The following is an 18,575-nucleotide window of genomic DNA, read 5'->3' as shown; positions in this document are numbered from 1 at the left end:
CATTAAATTACCCTAAGAGATATGTATTTTAGTCATTCAATATGAAGAGATTACTGATCATCATTTTCACCACTTACATTGGATTGGGGGCTTTGGCCAATCCGGAAAGATTTTTTAACCGTATCAGTACCAGTGACGGTCTTGCTTCTAATAATGTCTATGCGGTATGGCAGGATAAAAAGGGCTACATGTGGATTGGTACTTCAAATGGACTTCAGCGTTTTGATGGAAAGTACTTTCTGTATTTTTCTATCAACAAACCCACTCCGCTTCCTGCCCAGCCAGTCCAACAAATCCTTGAAGACCGTGAAGGAAATATGTGGATCAGGTATGGAGATGCCTATGGCATATTTAACCCTGCTGACCATATCTTCAAAGAAGTCCCTATTGAAAACCCTGAAATACGCTTCCATGGTGAAAAATTATGGATAGACAGTAAAGGCAATGTCTTTTTGATTCTGAAAAGAAATAAGATCCTTTTTTATGATAAAACTCAAGGAGTTTTCACAGAAAAAAATAATCCTTTGCGCTATCCTGAAAATTATAAACCTATCAGCATTTTCGAGGACCTAAAGACCGGCTTTTATTGGGTAGGCTCTATGCAAGGACTTTCTGTTTTTGATCCTCTGAAAAATGAAATATATCATAAATCCTACAATCCTCTCAATCTTCCCAACTTATCCAATGAAGAAATTAAAGTGGTATTTGATTACACCATTGATCAACATAGAAACCATTGGGTAGTTTTTTGGAATCCAACCCAGAGATTTCTTGCTTATTCTGAAAATCTTAAGTCCGATATCCCGAATGCAATGTCATTGGTCAACAATAGTATTGAATACAAGGAAATGAAGACTGCCCTTAATACCAAAAATGGGGAGCTATGGTATTATGGCGTAAATAGCCTTTATATATATGATCATTTGACCGGTTCTTTTTCATTTCCAAGAAATGAGTTTTTCAGGTTTTCTGAAATTTATCAGGTTTTTGAAGATAAGGAAGGTGGAATTTGGGTAGGCTCTGATGAGGGCTTATATTATTATATCAATGATTTTCCAGCAATTAAATTCAAATATTTTAGGGATGCCTCCCCAAGTCATTTATTTATCACCGCTTTAGAAGTTCAAGCGAACAAGAATAAAGAAGTTTGGATAAGCAGCTGGGGACGTGGCATTGTTCTACTTGATGAAAAAATGGAAGAAATCCCCAATCATAAACTTTATACTAAAGTTCCCGATGACAATGCTGCATATCAACCATGGGTGCTGATCCAAAACAAAAATTCAGGAAAGGTATGGATTGGAAATCAAGCAGGATGGCTTCACATTATTGATCCCCTTACTAAAGATGGTGATTTTTATAATTTCCCGGTTTTCAAGCAATCCACCATTCGAAGTATTTCCCAAGATAAAGCAGGTAATATATGGTTCACTACTCAGAGAGGTGACCTGATCAAATACCATGCAGACAAACCTTTAGTCAATGAATCCTTTGAGTTGGTCCATGCTTTCAATAGTTTTTCATTAGCACATGTGATTGATCAGAAAAACAGGCTTTGGGTTGGTACCTCCAACGATGGGGTCTACTGCCTTGATGGAGACAGCGGAGAGATCATTAAACATCTCGACAATAAAATCCTATCCACCAATAAAATTGAAAAAATTACGCAATTAAATGACAGTATTTTCTTTTTTGGCTATGACCTACTGAATGCCTACAATAACAAATCAGGAGAAAACAGGATTCTTTCCTATTCAGAAGGCATGATCAGCAATGACATCCTGCATATGTTGAGTGACCAAGATGGATTTCTTTGGATTTATACCCCCAATGGATTATGCAAATACAATTATTTTCAAAATTCATTCACACACTATGGGCCCAAAGATGGTTTTGGTCTCTTGGAACTGGATGGTAATGGGGGGATTTTGAAATCTGATGGCAAAGTAATCTTTACAGGCTATCACTCCCTTGTTGAATTTAATCCAAGAGAATTTAACCGCTCTTTGGATCCTGACAGACCAACATTAACTAGTATAAAGTTATTTGACAATTACCTCTACGTGGACTCTTTAAATACTGAAGAGAAACGGACCTTTAAACATGATCAAAATGCCTTTACTTTTTATTTCAGTACGCTGGATTTTATACATCAGGACAAACTAAAGTACTTTCATAAATTATCTGGTATAGACGAAGATTGGAGAAGCAGTGGCAGTTCAAGCATGGCCGTCTACTCTCTAATTCCTCCTGGTAATTATATATTGGAATTTAGAAGTGAGAATGAAGAGGGAATGTCCTCCCCCGTTGGCTCTTTTTATTTCAGCATCACCCCTCCTTATTATGAAACATGGTGGTTTAAATCCATCATTATTCTTTTGGTAATGACCGTGATTATAATCATCTATCGCTTGAATATTAACAGGATACTCGATGTAGTAAAAGTCAGAAACCGAGTAGCTAGAGATTTACATGATGACATGGGATCAACGCTCAGTACTATTAATATTTTGAGCACGATGGCGAAAACCAAGCTTCATACAGATCCTGTCAAAACCAGTGAGTATATCTCTAAGATTTCAGATAATTCACAAAGGATGTTGGAAGCCATGGATGACATCGTTTGGAGCATCAAGCCCCAAAACGACAGCATGGAAAAGGTAATTGCCAGAATGAGGGAATTTGCCAATAATGCGATGGAAACCAAAGAAATAGACTTCAGGTTTGAGGTAGAGGAAAATGTATATGGGCTCAAATTACCAATGGATACCAGAAGAGACCTTTTCCTGATCTTTAAAGAAGCAGTGAACAATCTTGCCAAATACTCGAAATGCAGCAGGGCTTTTATCCATTTTTCAATCAAGAAAAATCAGCTCCACATGAGGGTAAGAGATTATGGAGAGGGTTTTGACCTGCAGGAAGCGGATTCCGGAAATGGACTTAATAACATGTATAAAAGGGCAGAGAATATTGGTGCCAAACTTGTCATACATTCTGAAAAAAATGAAGGAACAGAAGTTATTCTTGATGTCAACTTATAAATCTGTTTAATAACGGTAAGTACTTAAGCTTGAAATAGCCAAATAATCAACTTAATAAGTGATATTAAACTACTCAAAGTTCACCCTATTATGTGATAGACAGAAAATCATTTAACCTGTACATTTGTTAAAAAGCTGAAAACATGATTAAAATTTTGATTTATGAAGATAACCCACAACTGAGAGAAGGTTTGACCATGCTGATAGACGGTACTGAGGGTTTTCAAGTACTAGGCGCATTTAAAAATTGCTCTAATATTGCGTTTGAAGTCAGTTCTTACAAACCGGATGTTATCCTGATGGATATCGACATGCCCGGAGTAAATGGCATCCAGGGATTAAAAATCGTAAGACAACAAAACCCCACTGTAAGTATCCTCATGTTGACTGTTTTTGATGATAACAAGAATATCTTTGAAGCACTTCAGAATGGCGCTAATGGGTATATCCTAAAAAAAACACCTCCTGTAAAGCTTCTGGAATACATACAGGAAGCAGCTACCGGAGGTGCCCCGATGACAGCTTCAGTTGCTGCACAGGTATTAAAAATGTTTTCCCAGATCAGCTTACCAGCAGACAATGATTACAACCTTTCAGAAAGGGAAAAGCAGGTACTTCAGTTATTGGTCAAAGGTTATTCTTATAAAATGATCGCGGCAGAAATGTTTATAGCCATGGACACTGTCAGAAGTCACATCAAAAAAATCTATGAAAAACTCCATGTCAATTCCAAATCTGAAGCAGTCGCAAAAGCTTTTAGGGACAGAATAGTTTGAATTGGCACATAGTTTTTTATTTTTACCATTGGCTTAACCAAATCAAGGTAAATCCCTAGATCCAATCATGATACAACATTCCAATAATCCCAATGACTATCCTACTTTATTGGCGATTTGGGAGGCTTCTGTTCGGGCCACCCATGATTTTTTGACTGAGGAAAAAATTAACGAAATCAAGCAGATTATGCAGGAAGGTAAAATTTTTTCAACTGTCGATATTTACTTTTTTCAGGTAGATGAATCTACGAAAGTGGGTTTTATCGGACTTTCAAAAGATAAGATCGAAATGCTTTTTATCCTACCAAGCTTCAGAGGAAAGGGTGTGGGTGCTGCACTAACAAAATTCGCTGTATCACAAAAAGACATTAGAAAGGTGGATGTCAATGAGCAGAACAAACAGGCAGTTGGTTTTTATAAGAAAATGGGATTTAATGTAGTCAAAAGAAATCCATTGGACAGTCAGGGTAATCCATTCCCCATATTGGAAATGGAGATCATTTAATTTTAAAATTCAAGTAGACCACCTCTTTTTTCAAAATAGTATTTACTTTTATGTCTTGTCCATTTCAAGGTCAAAGAAGCTTTTTTAGTCTCAACCAATTTGAACTAGGCCTTGACAAGTGGTATAAAAATCCAGGCACAGAATCGATTTTCCAGGTGCACTTTTTATAAAGTCAATTCTTTCCAAAGACAATTCCCCCAAATATGTGATTTCAAATCCTTACCAATGAGCCTACCTTTGTGAAGGTGATTCTTACAACTCTTTAATACTATGAAAAAGCTTTTTTCTATTGCTATGTTTTTTTGGGCCTGCACTTTTACACAGCAGGCCCAATTGAAAAATCCAAGAATGCTTTCAGATCATTCTCCGCTTGACAAAGGCAAGCAGATTAGCAATCTAACCTTAACTGATTCTCCCCGAGTCTTAGAGCTGGTAAATGGTAGAAGCACTCGTATTTAAAAATCCCATTCCATTCATTTTCACATATTTATGTGATTCTATCAGTAACATAATATCAGGAAATTTGTAAAGTCCTTTTATGAAAACGGGTCTATAATTTTTAACCAACTAGTATCACAATTATGAAAAAGCAAAGTTCACATTTAGAAAAAGATTTGCTGAAAGGGTGTTTAGAAAGAAACCCCACTATTCAGGAAGCTGTGTACAACAGGTTTTCAGGTCAAATGTATGCCTTATGCCTTCGCTATGTCAAAGAGTCTGCTGCGGCAGAAGATATCTTGATTATAGGCTTTATGAAAGTCTTTGACAGGATACACCAATTCAAAGGCTCCGGGAGTTTTGGAGGTTGGATAAGACGTATTATGATCAATGAATGCCTGATGTATTTGGATAAGGAGAAATGCCTATACAAGGAAATCGGATTAGAAGGCGCTTTACCAGACCCAGTGTATAGCCTTCCATCAGATTCCCTTGCCGTAGAGGACCTTATGAAATTGATCAATAGCCTTCCGATTGGATACCGTACCGTATTTAATCTTTACGCTATTGAAGGTTTTTCCCATCAAGAAATAGCCAAAAAGTTGAAAATCAGCGAAAATACTTCCAAATCTCAATTATCAAGGGCAAGAACCTATCTTCAAAAAATGATCAATATCCGACCTTACTCTAACAGTAAAAAATTATTGGTTGCATGAATTTGAAACTTTAGACCCAGACGGGAACCGGCTTGAAGTCACCTGTAAAATTTAAAAGTATTGTAGCGATTTGAATTAAACTAATTTATTATTAGTTTTGACTAAACAATTATTTTTATGAAAAACCTCTTATTCATTGCAGTCATTGTCTTGATAGCATCCTGCTCAAATCCCAAAAATGAAAGTAATGTTGAAGCCTCTACTTATGAACTTATCAAAGTGGATTCTTTCGCTGTAGAGAATTTTACCAAAGTACATATCACTGATTATAGTAAGGATGAAAATATATTTTTAGGCTTTTCTGAGGTTGAAAATGAGATCTTGGAAATATCTCCTAAGGGAGAAATTTTGAAAAGAGTCAGTAGAAAAGGTGATGGCCCCAATAATTACGGAACATGGAATCCCCTCGGAATGAGTTTTGGACCAGAAGGAAAAAGAGTGTTTCAATTTCCATTTCAACTCATCACCTATAGTGCTGATTATGATATTTTGGAAAATTTCAGAACTCCTTCTCCCCTGCCTATTCGTGCATATACCCCGTTAGGAAAGACTGCTTACTATATGGAAGGTGAGCATGTACGTTATTTGGTGGGACCAAGCACTTTCCTTTCGGCACACCATCTGATTTTCACAGAGGAAGGCAGAGATACCTTGCAGAATTTTATTTTATTGAAAACAGAATCCGGAGCTACCCAGTCAGTTTTGCCCTATGAACAGGATTCCTATTACAAAAAAACTGATCAGGTTTATTATAATCTAATGGCCAAAAATTATTTCATCGAGGGAAATTATCTTTATTTGGTTCATAGTTTGGATGATTTTATCCATGTCTATGATCTCAATGATGATTTTAAGCTCATAAATAAATTTCCAATTGAGCATCACACACTCGAAAAAGCAAGCCCACTCCCTATCGGAATCACACCTGATGACCCTAGGGTGAAAGACCTGATAAATTTACCTGGAAGAAACAGGCAGCTGCTGAATTTGGGGGAAAACACTTGGATATTGACCTACTATCAAGGCGTCAGCAAAGCTGTTTTTGAGGCGAGAAATACAGAAGAAAAGCCATTTTCCATTTTGGATCAACATGATAAGATGAAGATGTTGATTTTTGAAAATGGCCAAAGAATTGGTCCAGAGCTTGATCTTCCAGAAGGAAACATTCTATTTGCCCTGCCAGGCAAAAGGATACTCGTAAAGGACAAACCCAATGAAGAGGTGGAAGAGGAAGTTACTAGATACAGTATTTTTGAACTTCGAAAGAGATAAAACCTCTCTGAAATATCATGGTCTTTTGAATTGAATATTTGCTACAAATTTCCCAAAAAATCAAAAAGTGATAAGGAGTAAAATTGGCAGATTTTAAATCGAAATCTCATTTTTAAAATAGCTTAAAAAACCGTATATTTTATTGTCATTCAATGAAGTACGATGAGGATTTTCTGGCTTATGTTACTACTTGCTGTTTTTCAAACCGACCATTACAAATCCCAAAGGGAATTAATGGTGGAAAACCAAATTGCGCAAAGGGGAATCACCAATGAATTGGTCTTGAAAGCCATGAGGATAGTCCCAAGACACCTTTTAGTTCCTGAAAAAATCAGGAGTTACGCCTATGAAGACCGACCACTTCCTATTGGAGAAGGTCAAACCATCTCACAGCCCTACATAGTGGCTTACATGACGGAGTTAATAGAACCTAGTCCTGAAATGAAGGTATTGGAAATTGGTACCGGCTCAGGCTATCAGGCAGCAGTTTTGGCTGAAATCGTAAAAGAAGTTTATACCATTGAAATTATGGAAGGCTTAGGCAAAAGAGCGGAAAGAGACCTCAAATCCATGGGCTATAAGAATATATACGTCAGAATTGGAGATGGTTACAAAGGATGGCCCGAAAAAGCACCTTTTGATGCCATCATAGTTACCGCTGCGCCAGAAGAAATACCACAACCACTGATGGACCAGTTAGCAGAAGGCGGAATAATGGTCATACCAGTAGGCCAGGAAGGAAAAGTCCAAAAAATGGTCCTGGCAAGAAAAGTCAAAGGTAAAATCAAAACCAGCTACCTCAGCAATGTCATGTTTGTGCCATTTCTAAGGGATACCATATAATCAGAATTGCAGAAATCATCTTGAGAATGTTCTTCCACGAACAGGAAGTTGTTCAATAATGAAACAGCCCAAAAACAACAAGTACCCCTAAAAGAGCCTATTCCCAAATTTAATAGCTTGGCATTCGAATTGATTTCAAATAATTAAACTATTCTAACATGCTGAGCTTTCTCCTTTGGTGTCTACTCTTGGTATTATGTTGGCCAATTGCCATACTGGCTATATTTTTATACCCCCTCATATGGTTGATCCTACTACCCTTCAGGTTGTTAGGGTTCACCATTGATTTATCCTTAACATTTATCAGAAATCTCTTTCTATTACCTTTTCGATTGGTATCCAATAAATATTGATCTTCTTTAAAAGACTAAATATCAGTTTTCAATACCTGCTCCAACTGTTTATGAGAAACACTTTCAGGGAAAAATAAGTCAATTCAAGTCGAAAATAACCTGCTTACTTGTATTTGGCTTTAAGTACACGCATCTTGGAAAAATTTCCTTTCTTCATGATGCATAAAGTATTAATTTCATTTTACCTTTTATTCTTCATAACCCTTTTTTCTTCTTGGGCACAAGATCAGCAAGTTTCCTCAAAATGGCTTGAAATATCCAAATTTGTTGATGGTGATACTTTCTGGGTGATGGATCATAAAGGAAATTCTGAAAAAATCCGACTCATTGGTATTGATGCACCTGAAGCACGGCGGACTGGAAGAAAAGATATTGGTCATTACGGAAAAGAGGCTTCTGCCTATATAGAAAGATTACTCCTTGGAAAAAAAATCAGACTTGAATTTGATGTCAGCAAATATGACCGGTATAAAAGAACTCTTGCTTATGTTTACCTAGAAGATGGCACTTTTTTAAATGCTCACCTTGTAGCCCAAGGATATGCAACTGTTATGACCGTACCTCCAAATGTCAAACATGCGGAATTATTTATAAGGCTTCAAAGGGAAGCAAGAGAAAAAAAAAGAGGACTTTGGAAATGACCATACGAAGTTGAACATGATTGGATAGCCTCTTTTTCAGGCAATCCCTTCTCCATAAATTCTAAAGAATTCATTTTCGGATTCAACAGTACCAATAAGGATCATCTCAGCGCCTTCTGGGATTTCCATCTCAGGTTCAGGGTTGATCTGCGTTTTGCCATTACAGTTAATGGCAATGACGGTACAACCTGTTTGCTTTCTAATGGCAGATTCCGCTATCGTTTTCCCAATCAAATATCCAGGCACTTTTACCCTGATTAGATCCAAGCCTTCCGCTACCATCAACACATCGTTTTTCCTTAATATATTGAGCATGGCATTTGCACCCATTGATGCATAAGACATGACAAAATCTGCTCCGGCCCTATGGATTGCTGCCAGATTTCTTTCCAAAGTTGTCCTGGTGATAATCTGAATATCAGGCCTTAGTGATCGGCAATAAATGGTCAAGTAGACATTTACATCATCATCATGGGTAGTGATGATGACACAGGGTGATTCATTAATACCTGCTTCTGATAAAACATCCAGGTCTGCTGCATCTCCAAGTACGGTCCGCTCTGCATTCTTTATCCTGCTTGGGTCTTTCTCTACAATCCTATAATCAATGCCCCTTGCCTCTAAAGCCCTTCCAGTAGCCCTTCCAACTCTTCCACCTCCCAAAATGACAATGGGCGCTTTATTATCATTTTTGATTTCATACTTTTTGTTGTATGCTTCAATTTGTCTCGGAGAACCTGCCAAAACAAGCACTGAGCTTTCAGTAATCATGGTATCAGGCTGGGCTGTTTTGAACTTTCCCCGTTCCCAGACTCCCACTACACTGACTCCTATTTTCTGTCTCAGTTCTGTTTCCTTGAGGGTTTTGCCTACCAATGAACATCCTGTCACCATTGCTTCCGCAATGATCAACTCTCCAAATCTTCCGATAAGATGCGCATTGGCATCCCCCCCATTTGCCCTTCGGGATAAATAAAGTCCCATATTCTCACCCAACTGAAGCACATGATTACTTCCTGCCAACTTTAGAATATCCACTGATGCCTCTGAATTGCAAGTGGAAATAATGGGTATGTTTTTGTTGACACCCCTTACGGTAAAAGCTACGTTGGTATTTAAAACATCAGATTCAGTGGTAGCTACCAGCACTGCAGATGCTACCCTGGCATTGACATAAGTCTGTGGATCTCCCAAATCCCCTAATAAAACATTAACCCCATCTTGCTGAAGTTCAAGACCTTCGGATAAAGTTTTTACAATGACTACATAGGGATATTTATACCTTTTCAACTTTTTGATCAATGACTCAGTCACAGGTCCAAATCTGGTTAAAATCACATGTCCTGTGGTATCTGACGGCAATTCTCTTGGCACTTTGGCCTGCTCCTGCGCTTTCATCCAAGGGGAATAAAAAAAGTTGATAAAGGTGAAAGGAAAAAGAATAAGAAGAAACAACATACCAGTAACCAATACGACAACTGAAAAAAATCTTCCCAAATCACTATCAAAGGTAATATCTCCAAAGCCAAGTGTAGACATGACCGTCAAAGTCCAATAAAAACCTGTCACAGGAGAAAAATATCTACCTTCCCTTTCCATCAAAAAATGAAAGAGTAAAGAAAAAACAACAACCAATAAAAGTAGAATCAATAAAAACCTAAGTAAGGTCACGAAGTTTCTTCTGTCTGGCTTGTTTTTAAGAAATAACATTACCTGGGTAGTCAGGAGCTTCATAGGTTAAAAATACTTAAAATTCTTATTGATGATTAACTTTCAATTGTTTCAAATTACTACAAAAATTTGATATTCATATAGGTATCTGAAAAGTGAGTTGATTAAAAAATGATAGATTTACTGATGAGAGTTTTTTTCAAGAATACCACAAAAAAAACTGAACCGCCAATTCAAGAATTGACAGTTCAGTTATTCACCACATCTATCTGATTAAGCTGGCATTGTCGGTCTCACTTCAATTTTGCTTGGCAAAGTCCTCGGATGCATCTGCATGAGATCCACTACCATTTGGCCCAAGTCTTCAATCTGGATTTTCCAGCCATCCTTATCGTTTGGAACGTGGTTATTGAAATAGGTAGACACAGAACCAGGCATAATGGTGGTACACCTGATACCGTACTTTCTCAAATCCAACATCGCAGCTTGAGTGAAGCCTGTCACACCAAACTTACTTGCATTGTAAGCGGATCCATTGGCAAAAAAGTTCGTTCCTGCCAAACTGGAGATGCTGATAAAATATCCTTTTGATTCCTTAAGTGCCTCAAATCCTGCTTTGACACTATAAAATACCCCTGTAAGGTTAGTATCAATGGTTTCATGCCACTGGGCTAAACTCAACTCCTCAACTGGCGCAAAATGACCAATTCCGGCATTCGCCACTAATAAATCCAACCTTCCCCATTTCTCCATCACTTGTTTGATAGCATTTTCCTGCGATGTATAATCACGCACATCTGCTTCAATAGCTAAGGCTTTTCCTTTACCTGATTTATTGAGTTCAGCTGCTGCTTCCTGAGCTGATTCAAGAGATCTGCTGGTAATCGCTACGTTCATACCCTCTGCCATCAATGCGGCCGCAATACCAAAACCAATTCCTTTTGATCCCCCGGTAATGAGGGCAACTTTATTTTCAAGTCTTTGCATATGATTATTTAAAATTTGAATGTATGTATGATAACCTCTTCATCGAGCCTTCAGTTCAGCTTTTTATGTTGAATTATCTTAATCTCCTAATTTTCTGTAAAAAAGAAAAGGTTCCCCTACTGAAGAACCTTCAAATATTGAATATATGGCTTTTTGGTCACATCCCGTGAACCATCTGAAGGAGCAATCCGCAAATATAAGCACCATAGGTTCCAACTGCATATCCCAAAACCGCCATCAGAACCCCTACAGGTGCCAATGACGGATTAAAAGCAGAAGCCACAATAGGTGCTGAAGCTGCTCCTCCCACATTGGCCTGAGAACCCACTGCCACAAAAAAGAATGGGGCTTTGATCAAAAAAGCCACTAACAACATGATCAGCACATGGAAAATCATCCAAAAAATACCAATCAGGAAAAACACGGGATTATCAAAGACAGCCATCAAATCCATTTGCATCCCAATAGTGGCCACAAGTACATACAAGAGTACCGAACCCAAACGGGAAGCACCCGCCCCTTCAAGCTCTCTGGCTTTGGTAAAGGATAATAGCAAACCTCCTGTGGTGGCTATCACCACAATCCAGAAAAAAGTAGAATCAAGGGAATATTGGCTTAAATTTGGATAATTTTCACCAATAAAAGGTGCAATAGTATCTGCTACTAAATGGGAAAAACCAGTAAGGGCAAAACCAATTCCGAAAATCTTCATTGTATCCGACATACTGGGCACCCTCAAAATACTCTCACGGTATTTCTCAACCTTATCCTGCAGTTCAAAGATAGCAGAACTATCTGCTTTGAATAACTTGTCAATTTTCCCGGGTTTGGCAGCCCAATATAATAGCACAGCCATCCAAACATTGGCAACCAATACATCAACAGCTATCATTTGGGAAAATAAGGTAGAACTAGCTCCAAAAACTTCCAACATCGCTGTCTGATTGGCCCCTCCGCCAATCCAACTTCCGGCAATGGTAGCCAAACCTCTCCAAATTTCATCTGGCCCAACTCCGCCCAATACTTCCGGAAAAATTGCCGAAACCGTAAATAAGGCCAAAGGTCCTCCTAAAATAATCCCCACAGAACCTGCTAAAAACATGATCAATGCTTTTGGACCAAGTTTTAAGATTCCCTTAAAATCAATACTCAAGGTTAGCAATACCAATGAAGTGGGCAGTAGATATCTTGAAGCAACTTTATAAAGACTGGAAGTCTCTCCTGATATCAAACCAAATGAATTCAATACTGCAGGAATGAAGTAGCACAACAAGATTGAAGGAACTATTCTGTAAAACTTTCTCCAAAAACTGTTGGTACTTGATGAAGTGGCAAATACCAATGCAAGTACAGTCATCAGTATACCAAAAACTACTGCATCATTGGTGATCAAAGGGCTATTTTCCTGCATGAAATTGATGTTTTTCACAACAATAGCACAATTGATCCTAAAATCAAAAATCTAACTTGTCCCAGAGATAAGTGAATTCACCCAGCATCATGGCTGTGGCGCCCCATACCATTTCAGATTTTATATCAAAATAAGGGGCATCCAGACGATATCCCCCACTCCCATGAACAATGCCTTTTTTTCTGGATTGTTTGTCCAGAATCCTACTCAATTCACAATTAATGATCCTTGCAACTTCCTCAGGTTGGGCCTGAAATTGGGGTTTTTCAAGTGTGAAGCCAACATAAGGTGAAACCATAAAATTACTTGGAGGAATGTACAAATCACTCAATTTTCCAAGCAACTCAACTTTTGATGCATCAACACCTATTTCTTCTTCTGTCTCCCTAAGGGCAGTCATCGACAAATCCCTGTCTGTTTCTTCCATTTTTCCACCGGGAAATGCAATCTGTCCGCTATGTACACCGGGATAGGTGGGTCTTTTGATAAAAGGAACAAATGTCTGATTTTTTAGATCAGGATAAAAAAGCATCAAAACAGCACCTTTTCTATGGTCTGTCCTGATATTTTCAACAAAACGGGATTCATCCACGGGCACAGGTGCCATGGTAATCTGGCCTGATCTTCCGGGCAATGGTTCTTTCAATGCTTTTTCAAGCTTTCTGATTACTTTTTCAAACTCCATCAAAAATCGATATTGCTTAGCTTCTTCCTTAAATACCCGTCTTTTGCATAATTTGTTGTGTAAAGCGGGTGTTTAAATACTGAATACTGCTTCAGCTCCGTATCAATCAACCAAATTTTAGGTGTGGTGCCTCGTTCTTCTTCAAAAAACCCGGCCACCAACAAATGATCAGGGCTTACCCAAATGGCATCCTCAAATCCTCCGGAAGGCCCTATAAACAAGAGGCGTTCCCTCAATCCATTTTCTTTAAAATAGATTACTTCAGAATCCGGATTGAATCCAGGCTTGCCTTCTGCAGGAATAAAAACCTTGTAGCTATAAATATCCACAGTCCCTTCTCCTTCAGGTTGTGGTAAGAGGTAAGAAAATAAAGGGCTATTTGGTCCAATGGGATTCTCTTCAGGCCACTCCAATACTTCGAAATCTTCCACCCTTTCTAAAGTAAATAAAGAAGGATTAAATGTAGATGCGTTACTCTTCCAAAATTGAACCCAATCTGCGAGTTGCTGTACTCCCGTTTCTACTAAAACCAATTCCTCATCAGACACGCTTTCTACTGTTTCAGAAACTGATTCAGCAGACTTTTTTTCAGATGAGCAAGAGCTTGTGTTCACCGAGATGAGTGCCACAATAGGAATTGAAAACAAAAGGGAATTGAAACGCTTCATTTTGTCTGGAAAAAGAATACGAATGAAACACAAAATATGCAAAAATCAAAAAAGGCCGGAACATTGTTCCAGCCTTTTCCATCTCTCAAACCTATTAAACCTATTGTAGATATTCAATGATTGAATAACATGTGGGAAAGGTAAAAAATGTTTTGATATTGTCCAAACAATCGATTGCGAAAATTTTATTTTGTCAAAAATCCGTAAGACTAAACGAATAATTCCTACTCCAAAACCCACTAAACTATAAAATTCATAACTCTTTGATTTGCAATATCAAATTCAACTTCAGTTCATTCATGAAATCTATAAAATCCCCCCATCTTTAAAATAAAAGTTCAAAGAATAAAAAGGATAATTCCTTTTGGGCAAAAAATAACTTTTATGAATTAATGGGTTGATTTATTGATCTTATCCCATATCTTAATCGCTAGAAGAAATTCCTTTTCATGAATAAAGAGTTGATCAATAAAACAGCTGAAGAAATTCAAATAGGATATGAAAAATATATCCAGAATTTCAAAAAATTGACAAAGGTATCTCCGTTACATTTCAGAAGTAGGGATTGGAGTGGAATGCAGGAAACTCACCTCAAAAGATTACGTCTTTACAAGGATCAGGTAAATGCCACTAAAAACATGGTTCTTGCCTTGGTAAAAGATTGTTACAGCGACTACAATTTTTGGAAAACCACAAAAGAACATTATTCAAAAAATATCACAGAAAGAAAAGATAGGGAACTTGCGGAAACTTTTTTCAACTCCATCATCCGTAAATCCTATCCTGGCCTCGCTATAAATGAAGAATTGATGTTTGTTCATGAAGGTTATAATACCTGTGATATCTATTCCAATGAAGACCTCTACCATACCTATCCTTCATCTTTGGGTTTACAGAAAATCATCCAAAAAATCATAGATGATTTTGATTTCGAAACCCAATATTTAAATAAAGAAGCTGACATACAGTTTTTGGTCCATTCAGTACGTGAAGTGATTTTATCACGGTACACCATTTCAGAAGATACCATTACTCAGGTTTTAAAAAGTGTTTTTTACAGAAATAAAGCCGCCTATCTGATCGGAAGAACATTTGTTGGAGGCAAATGGATGCCATTCATCATTCCTTTTCTCAATGGCCGAAAAGGTGTATTTGTAGACACTTTGATTTTTGATCCCAAAATCATGGCCCACCTATTCAGCTTTACAAGATCTTATTTTATGGTCGAAGTGGACATCCCTTCCCAGATGATTGCCTTTTTGCATGCCGTTATCCCCCATAAGCAGATCCATGAACTTTATAATGCCATAGGATTCAACAAACATGGAAAAACTGAATTTTACAGGGATTTTCTGATGCACCTGCAGCAGAGTGAAGATAAGTTTGTCATTGCTGAAGGGGTAAAAGGAATGGTGATGACCGTATTCACACTTCCTTCTTACAATATCGTTTTCAAAATGATCAAAGATTATTTTGATCCTCCAAAAACCATGACAAGGCAGGAAGTCCGCGAAAAGTATAAAATGGTCGGTCTCCATGACCGAGTCGGCAGAATGGCTGACACCCATGAATTCGAGGAATTCCATCTCCCCTTGGATCGAATACACCCTGAACTGATCCGTGAACTCAAAAACACGGTAAATTCATATTTGGAATTCAGAAACAATGAACTGATTATCAAACATGTATATACTGAAAGGAGAATGATTCCTTTAAATATATATTTGGAAATCTGTACCCTTGAAGAAGCCAAACAGGCAGTTGAAGAATATGGACACGCCATCCTCCAGCTGGCCAAAGCCAATATCTTTCCCGGAGACATGATGACCAAAAATTTTGGAGTGACCAGACAAAAGCGTGTGGTATTTTATGACTATGATGAAATAGAATTTTTGACCGATATGAATTTCAGGTGGAAGCCAAAACCTGAGACTTTTGAGCAGATATATGCTTCAGAACCATGGTATGATATAAAAGCCAACGATATATTTCCGGAAGATTTTAAAAGATTCATGATCGGAAGACAGGATGTCCGGGAACATTTTTTCGAATACCACCAAAATCTGTTTAATCCTGATTATTGGATCAGCATCCAAGAACGTATTCTATCGGGAGAATGGATCCATGCTCTGCCCTATCCCAATGAAATCAGATTCCGACCTGAAGAGGAAGTGTAACTTTAGGCTTCATTTCCTTATTTTTCATCCAATCCGAAGCCTTATAGATTTCCTTTTTTAAGTTCTTCTATGGCATAGTTAGCAGCCCTGGCAGTAATGGCCATATAGGTCAAAGAAGGATTTTGGGTTGCTGTAGAGGTCATGCAGGCACCATCTGTTACAAATACATTTTTGCATTCATGCAACTGATTCCATTTATTGAGCAGGGAGGTTTTCGGATCGTGGCCCATTCTTACTCCTCCCATTTCGTGGATATCTGAACCTGGGGCTGCCCCTGAATCGCGGGCATTGATTTGGGTAAAACCTGCCTTTTCGAACATGTCAGACATCTGTTCCATATAATCCTTCACCATCTTATCGTCATTTTCTGTCCAATCGCAAGACAAAACCAACTGTGGTATCCCATATTTATCTTTCAATTCACCATGTAACCTGACATGGTTACTTTCAATCGGAATAACCTCACCCTGCATCCAGGCAGAGACCCACCAAGGGCCAAGGGAACGGTTGAAGAGATTGTTTTTGAGTGTTTCGCCTAACCCATCCCTACTGAATTGAACTGCCCTTGAAGAAGACCCAAAGCCAACGGCATATCCTCTGAGAAAGTCCGTTTCCTGTTGGTAAAGGTTTCTAAATCTTGGAATATAACTATGACTTGGATTTTTGCCTGTACTCATCATGTCCTGAAAGTCTTCACTCCTGGCAGAAATCTGCCCTCGGTAATTATGCCAGGATATGTATTTTCCCAATAAACCATTGTCATTCCCAAGACCATTGGGGAACCTTGAAGATGTAGAATTGAGCAGAATCAAATTGGAATTCAATGCTGAGGCATTGACAAAGATAATTTTTGCAAAATATTCATAAAGCTGCATATCATTAGCATCTATTATCCTAACACCTGTGGCTTTCCCCTTATGTTCATCATAAATAATGGAATGCACGACCGCATGAGGCCGTAAAGTCATATTGCCCGTCTTTTCAGCCCAGGGTAAAGTGGAAGCATTGGCACTAAAGTACCCACCAAGTGGACATCCTCTATTGCACAGGTTTCTATTCATACACTTTACCCTACCCTGTTCCTGATGGATAGGTTCAGGTGTGGTGATATGCGCACATCTTCCATGAATCAGATGACGGTTTTGGTAATTATCTGCAATTACTTTTTGAAAGTGCTTTTCCACGCAACTTAAATCAAAAGGCTTCAAAAATTCCCCATCCGGCAATTGGGGCAAACCGTCTCTATTCCCTGCTATACCGGAGAATTTTTCCACATGGCTGTACCATGGTGCCAGGTCTTTGTACCGGATAGGCCAGTCCACAGCATACCCATCTCTAAGTGGACCCTCAAAATCCAAATCAGACCAACGTTGCGTCTGCCTTGCCCAAAGAAGGGATTTTCCTCCAACCTGGTATCCCCTTGTCCATTGGAATGGCTTCTCTTCGACAATATCCTGCTCACCTTCCTTCATCCAAAAATGTGCTGTAGATTCATGAATTCGCGCTCCCCTTCGGACAAACTCTTCTTGTTTTTCCAGAGGTAGCTTTCCCCCAAACTCAAATTCCCAGGGATGTTTGTCAGCTGTAGGATAATCTTTGATATGCTTGACATCCCTGCCTCTTTCAAGCACGAGCGTTTTCAAGCCCTTTTCACATAGTTCTTTCGCAGCCCATCCCCCACTGATTCCCGAACCGATTACTATGGCGTCAAAAGTTCTTTGTTTTTCTGCATCAATATTAAAATTTGGCATTGTTTATATTTTAAAAGGTTCTTCCGGAACGGTTACACAGCCATCGTATCCGCCCGGAACCATATCGTAGTTGGTGAAATTCGTAAGAAAATATTCAGAGGTGGTATAGGCATTGACTACCTGTTCTTTAACAAAATCATAAAAATTCTTTTCCAGTTCATCATCTTCATTGTCCAACTCCATCAAAATACTTTCCCTCTGCATTTGATCAACATCAAAAAAGGATTCTCCAAACGCTTTCATTGCTTTATCTTCCAAAATTCCCATTCCTGACATAAATAACTCTTGAGTCTCTACCGGATAACAATTTGCTATCAATTTGTCCAAAAAATGATGAATCTGTAGGTCTGCAGCTCCAAGTGTTTCTGTCTTGGGCAAAAAAGTATCCACTAGCTTTTCCAGATTCTTTTTTTGTTGAGCAGTAAGGGGAAGGCTCCTGACAAGGCCTACTGATTGCTCCTTATTCAAATCCATATCACATCCCGGCAACAAAACCATTCCCCAAACTGTGATCGCCAACGACCTCAATACTGTTCTTCTATCCATGATTAAAATCAAAAAATAATTACTGATTAAATCCAGTGTTTTTGGATAGAAGGCTATAATAAGATATAAATGAAAAAAAGCAGAAGGCATCGCC

The 18,575-nt window shown here is 38.3% G+C and carries 15 protein-coding genes; 8 read left to right on the top strand and 7 right to left on the bottom strand.

What is annotated here, in order from left to right; translation table 11 throughout:
• The first annotated feature begins 41 nt into the window (after nucleotides 1-41).
• The 7 genes from ACFFIP_RS11030 to ACFFIP_RS11000 all read left to right on the top strand — a co-directional run bounded on the left by ACFFIP_RS11030 (nucleotide 42) and on the right by ACFFIP_RS11000 (nucleotide 8,585).
• Nucleotides 42-3,041 carry a ligand-binding sensor domain-containing protein gene (locus ACFFIP_RS11030; protein ID WP_382387693.1) on the top strand — a complete coding sequence of 1,000 codons (3,000 nt, stop codon included), beginning with the start codon at nucleotides 42-44 and terminating at the stop codon, nucleotides 3,039-3,041.
• 143 nt (nucleotides 3,042-3,184) lie between these two features.
• Nucleotides 3,185-3,817 (top strand): response regulator, encoded by a 633-nt coding sequence (locus ACFFIP_RS11025; protein ID WP_382387692.1) that lies wholly within the window; start codon nucleotides 3,185-3,187, stop codon nucleotides 3,815-3,817.
• Nucleotides 3,818-3,884: 67 nt separating this feature from the next.
• The gene (locus tag ACFFIP_RS11020) at nucleotides 3,885-4,322 is read left to right on the top strand and encodes a GNAT family N-acetyltransferase (RefSeq protein ID WP_382387691.1); all 438 of its coding nucleotides are present in this window, start codon (nucleotides 3,885-3,887) and stop codon (nucleotides 4,320-4,322) included.
• 581 nt (nucleotides 4,323-4,903) lie between these two features.
• Nucleotides 4,904-5,476: an RNA polymerase sigma factor gene (locus ACFFIP_RS11015; protein ID WP_382387690.1), complete on the top strand. Its 573-nt coding sequence runs from the start codon at nucleotides 4,904-4,906 to the stop codon at nucleotides 5,474-5,476.
• Nucleotides 5,477-5,593: 117 nt separating this feature from the next.
• A complete protein-coding gene (locus tag ACFFIP_RS11010) occupies nucleotides 5,594-6,748 on the top strand; it encodes a hypothetical protein (protein WP_382387689.1) in 1,155 nt (384 codons plus the stop codon).
• A gap of 180 nt (nucleotides 6,749-6,928) precedes the next feature.
• A complete protein-coding gene (locus tag ACFFIP_RS11005; RefSeq protein ID WP_382387688.1) occupies nucleotides 6,929-7,591 on the top strand; it encodes a protein-L-isoaspartate(D-aspartate) O-methyltransferase in 663 nt (220 codons plus the stop codon).
• A 508-nt stretch (nucleotides 7,592-8,099) separates the two neighbouring features.
• Nucleotides 8,100-8,585 carry a thermonuclease family protein gene (locus ACFFIP_RS11000; RefSeq protein ID WP_382387687.1) on the top strand — a complete coding sequence of 162 codons (486 nt, stop codon included), beginning with the start codon at nucleotides 8,100-8,102 and terminating at the stop codon, nucleotides 8,583-8,585.
• A 36-nt stretch (nucleotides 8,586-8,621) separates the two neighbouring features.
• Here ACFFIP_RS11000 and ACFFIP_RS10995 read toward each other — a convergent pair whose 3' ends face one another.
• The 5 genes from ACFFIP_RS10995 to ACFFIP_RS10975 all read right to left on the bottom strand — a co-directional run bounded on the left by ACFFIP_RS10995 (nucleotide 8,622) and on the right by ACFFIP_RS10975 (nucleotide 14,007).
• Nucleotides 8,622-10,319: a potassium channel family protein gene (locus ACFFIP_RS10995; RefSeq protein WP_382387686.1), complete on the bottom strand. Its 1,698-nt coding sequence runs from the start codon at nucleotides 10,317-10,319 to the stop codon at nucleotides 8,622-8,624.
• Between the two features lie 210 nt (nucleotides 10,320-10,529).
• On the bottom strand, nucleotides 10,530-11,243 hold the full coding sequence (locus ACFFIP_RS10990) for an SDR family oxidoreductase (RefSeq protein ID WP_382387685.1): 714 nt from the start codon (nucleotides 11,241-11,243) through the stop codon (nucleotides 10,530-10,532).
• 157 nt (nucleotides 11,244-11,400) lie between these two features.
• Entirely contained in the window at nucleotides 11,401-12,654 is a 1,254-nt protein-coding gene (locus ACFFIP_RS10985; RefSeq protein ID WP_382387684.1) for a DUF819 family protein, read from the bottom strand.
• A gap of 43 nt (nucleotides 12,655-12,697) precedes the next feature.
• Nucleotides 12,698-13,339: an NUDIX hydrolase gene (locus ACFFIP_RS10980; protein WP_382387683.1), complete on the bottom strand. Its 642-nt coding sequence runs from the start codon at nucleotides 13,337-13,339 to the stop codon at nucleotides 12,698-12,700.
• A complete protein-coding gene (locus tag ACFFIP_RS10975; protein ID WP_382387682.1) occupies nucleotides 13,339-14,007 on the bottom strand; it encodes a bifunctional isocitrate dehydrogenase kinase/phosphatase in 669 nt (222 codons plus the stop codon). Before ACFFIP_RS10975 ends, ACFFIP_RS10980 begins: the two co-directional genes overlap by 1 nt.
• Nucleotides 14,008-14,456: 449 nt before the next feature.
• Here ACFFIP_RS10975 and aceK point away from each other — a divergent pair, with 449 nt between their 5' ends.
• Nucleotides 14,457-16,184 carry a bifunctional isocitrate dehydrogenase kinase/phosphatase gene (aceK, locus tag ACFFIP_RS10970; protein WP_382387680.1) on the top strand — a complete coding sequence of 576 codons (1,728 nt, stop codon included), beginning with the start codon at nucleotides 14,457-14,459 and terminating at the stop codon, nucleotides 16,182-16,184.
• 41 nt (nucleotides 16,185-16,225) lie between these two features.
• Here the strand turns inward: aceK and ACFFIP_RS10965 are convergent, their stop codons facing one another.
• Both ACFFIP_RS10965 and ACFFIP_RS10960 read right to left on the bottom strand, forming a co-directional pair.
• Nucleotides 16,226-17,935, bottom strand: a complete 1,710-nt coding sequence (locus tag ACFFIP_RS10965) for a GMC oxidoreductase (protein ID WP_382387679.1) — start codon at nucleotides 17,933-17,935, stop codon at nucleotides 16,226-16,228.
• Between the two features lie 3 nt (nucleotides 17,936-17,938).
• Entirely contained in the window at nucleotides 17,939-18,481 is a 543-nt protein-coding gene (locus tag ACFFIP_RS10960; RefSeq protein WP_382387678.1) for a gluconate 2-dehydrogenase subunit 3 family protein, read from the bottom strand.
• Between the last annotated feature and the right edge of the window lie 94 nt (nucleotides 18,482-18,575).

It is taken from the genome of Fontibacter flavus, assembly GCF_042432905.1.
Taxonomy (GTDB): domain Bacteria; phylum Bacteroidota; class Bacteroidia; order Cytophagales; family Cyclobacteriaceae; genus Fontibacter; species Fontibacter flavus.
This window is presented reverse-complemented; position numbering and strand designations above follow the sequence as displayed.

Coding starts and splice junctions, on each gene's coding strand:
- aceK (WP_382387680.1), top strand. CDS start 14,457: ATGAATAAAGAGTTGATCAATAAAACAGCTGAAGAAATTCAAATAGGA.
- ACFFIP_RS10990 (WP_382387685.1), bottom strand. CDS start 11,243: ATGCAAAGACTTGAAAATAAAGTTGCCCTCATTACCGGGGGATCAAAA.
- ACFFIP_RS11020 (WP_382387691.1), top strand. CDS start 3,885: ATGATACAACATTCCAATAATCCCAATGACTATCCTACTTTATTGGCG.
- ACFFIP_RS11005 (WP_382387688.1), top strand. CDS start 6,929: ATGTTACTACTTGCTGTTTTTCAAACCGACCATTACAAATCCCAAAGG.
- ACFFIP_RS11025 (WP_382387692.1), top strand. CDS start 3,185: ATGATTAAAATTTTGATTTATGAAGATAACCCACAACTGAGAGAAGGT.
- ACFFIP_RS10960 (WP_382387678.1), bottom strand. CDS start 18,481: ATGGATAGAAGAACAGTATTGAGGTCGTTGGCGATCACAGTTTGGGGA.
- ACFFIP_RS10980 (WP_382387683.1), bottom strand. CDS start 13,339: ATGGAGTTTGAAAAAGTAATCAGAAAGCTTGAAAAAGCATTGAAAGAA.
- ACFFIP_RS10975 (WP_382387682.1), bottom strand. CDS start 14,007: ATGAAGCGTTTCAATTCCCTTTTGTTTTCAATTCCTATTGTGGCACTC.
- ACFFIP_RS11030 (WP_382387693.1), top strand. CDS start 42: ATGAAGAGATTACTGATCATCATTTTCACCACTTACATTGGATTGGGG.
- ACFFIP_RS11000 (WP_382387687.1), top strand. CDS start 8,100: ATGATGCATAAAGTATTAATTTCATTTTACCTTTTATTCTTCATAACC.
- ACFFIP_RS10995 (WP_382387686.1), bottom strand. CDS start 10,319: ATGAAGCTCCTGACTACCCAGGTAATGTTATTTCTTAAAAACAAGCCA.
- ACFFIP_RS11010 (WP_382387689.1), top strand. CDS start 5,594: ATGAAAAACCTCTTATTCATTGCAGTCATTGTCTTGATAGCATCCTGC.
- ACFFIP_RS11015 (WP_382387690.1), top strand. CDS start 4,904: ATGAAAAAGCAAAGTTCACATTTAGAAAAAGATTTGCTGAAAGGGTGT.
- ACFFIP_RS10965 (WP_382387679.1), bottom strand. CDS start 17,935: ATGCCAAATTTTAATATTGATGCAGAAAAACAAAGAACTTTTGACGCC.
- ACFFIP_RS10985 (WP_382387684.1), bottom strand. CDS start 12,654: ATGCAGGAAAATAGCCCTTTGATCACCAATGATGCAGTAGTTTTTGGT.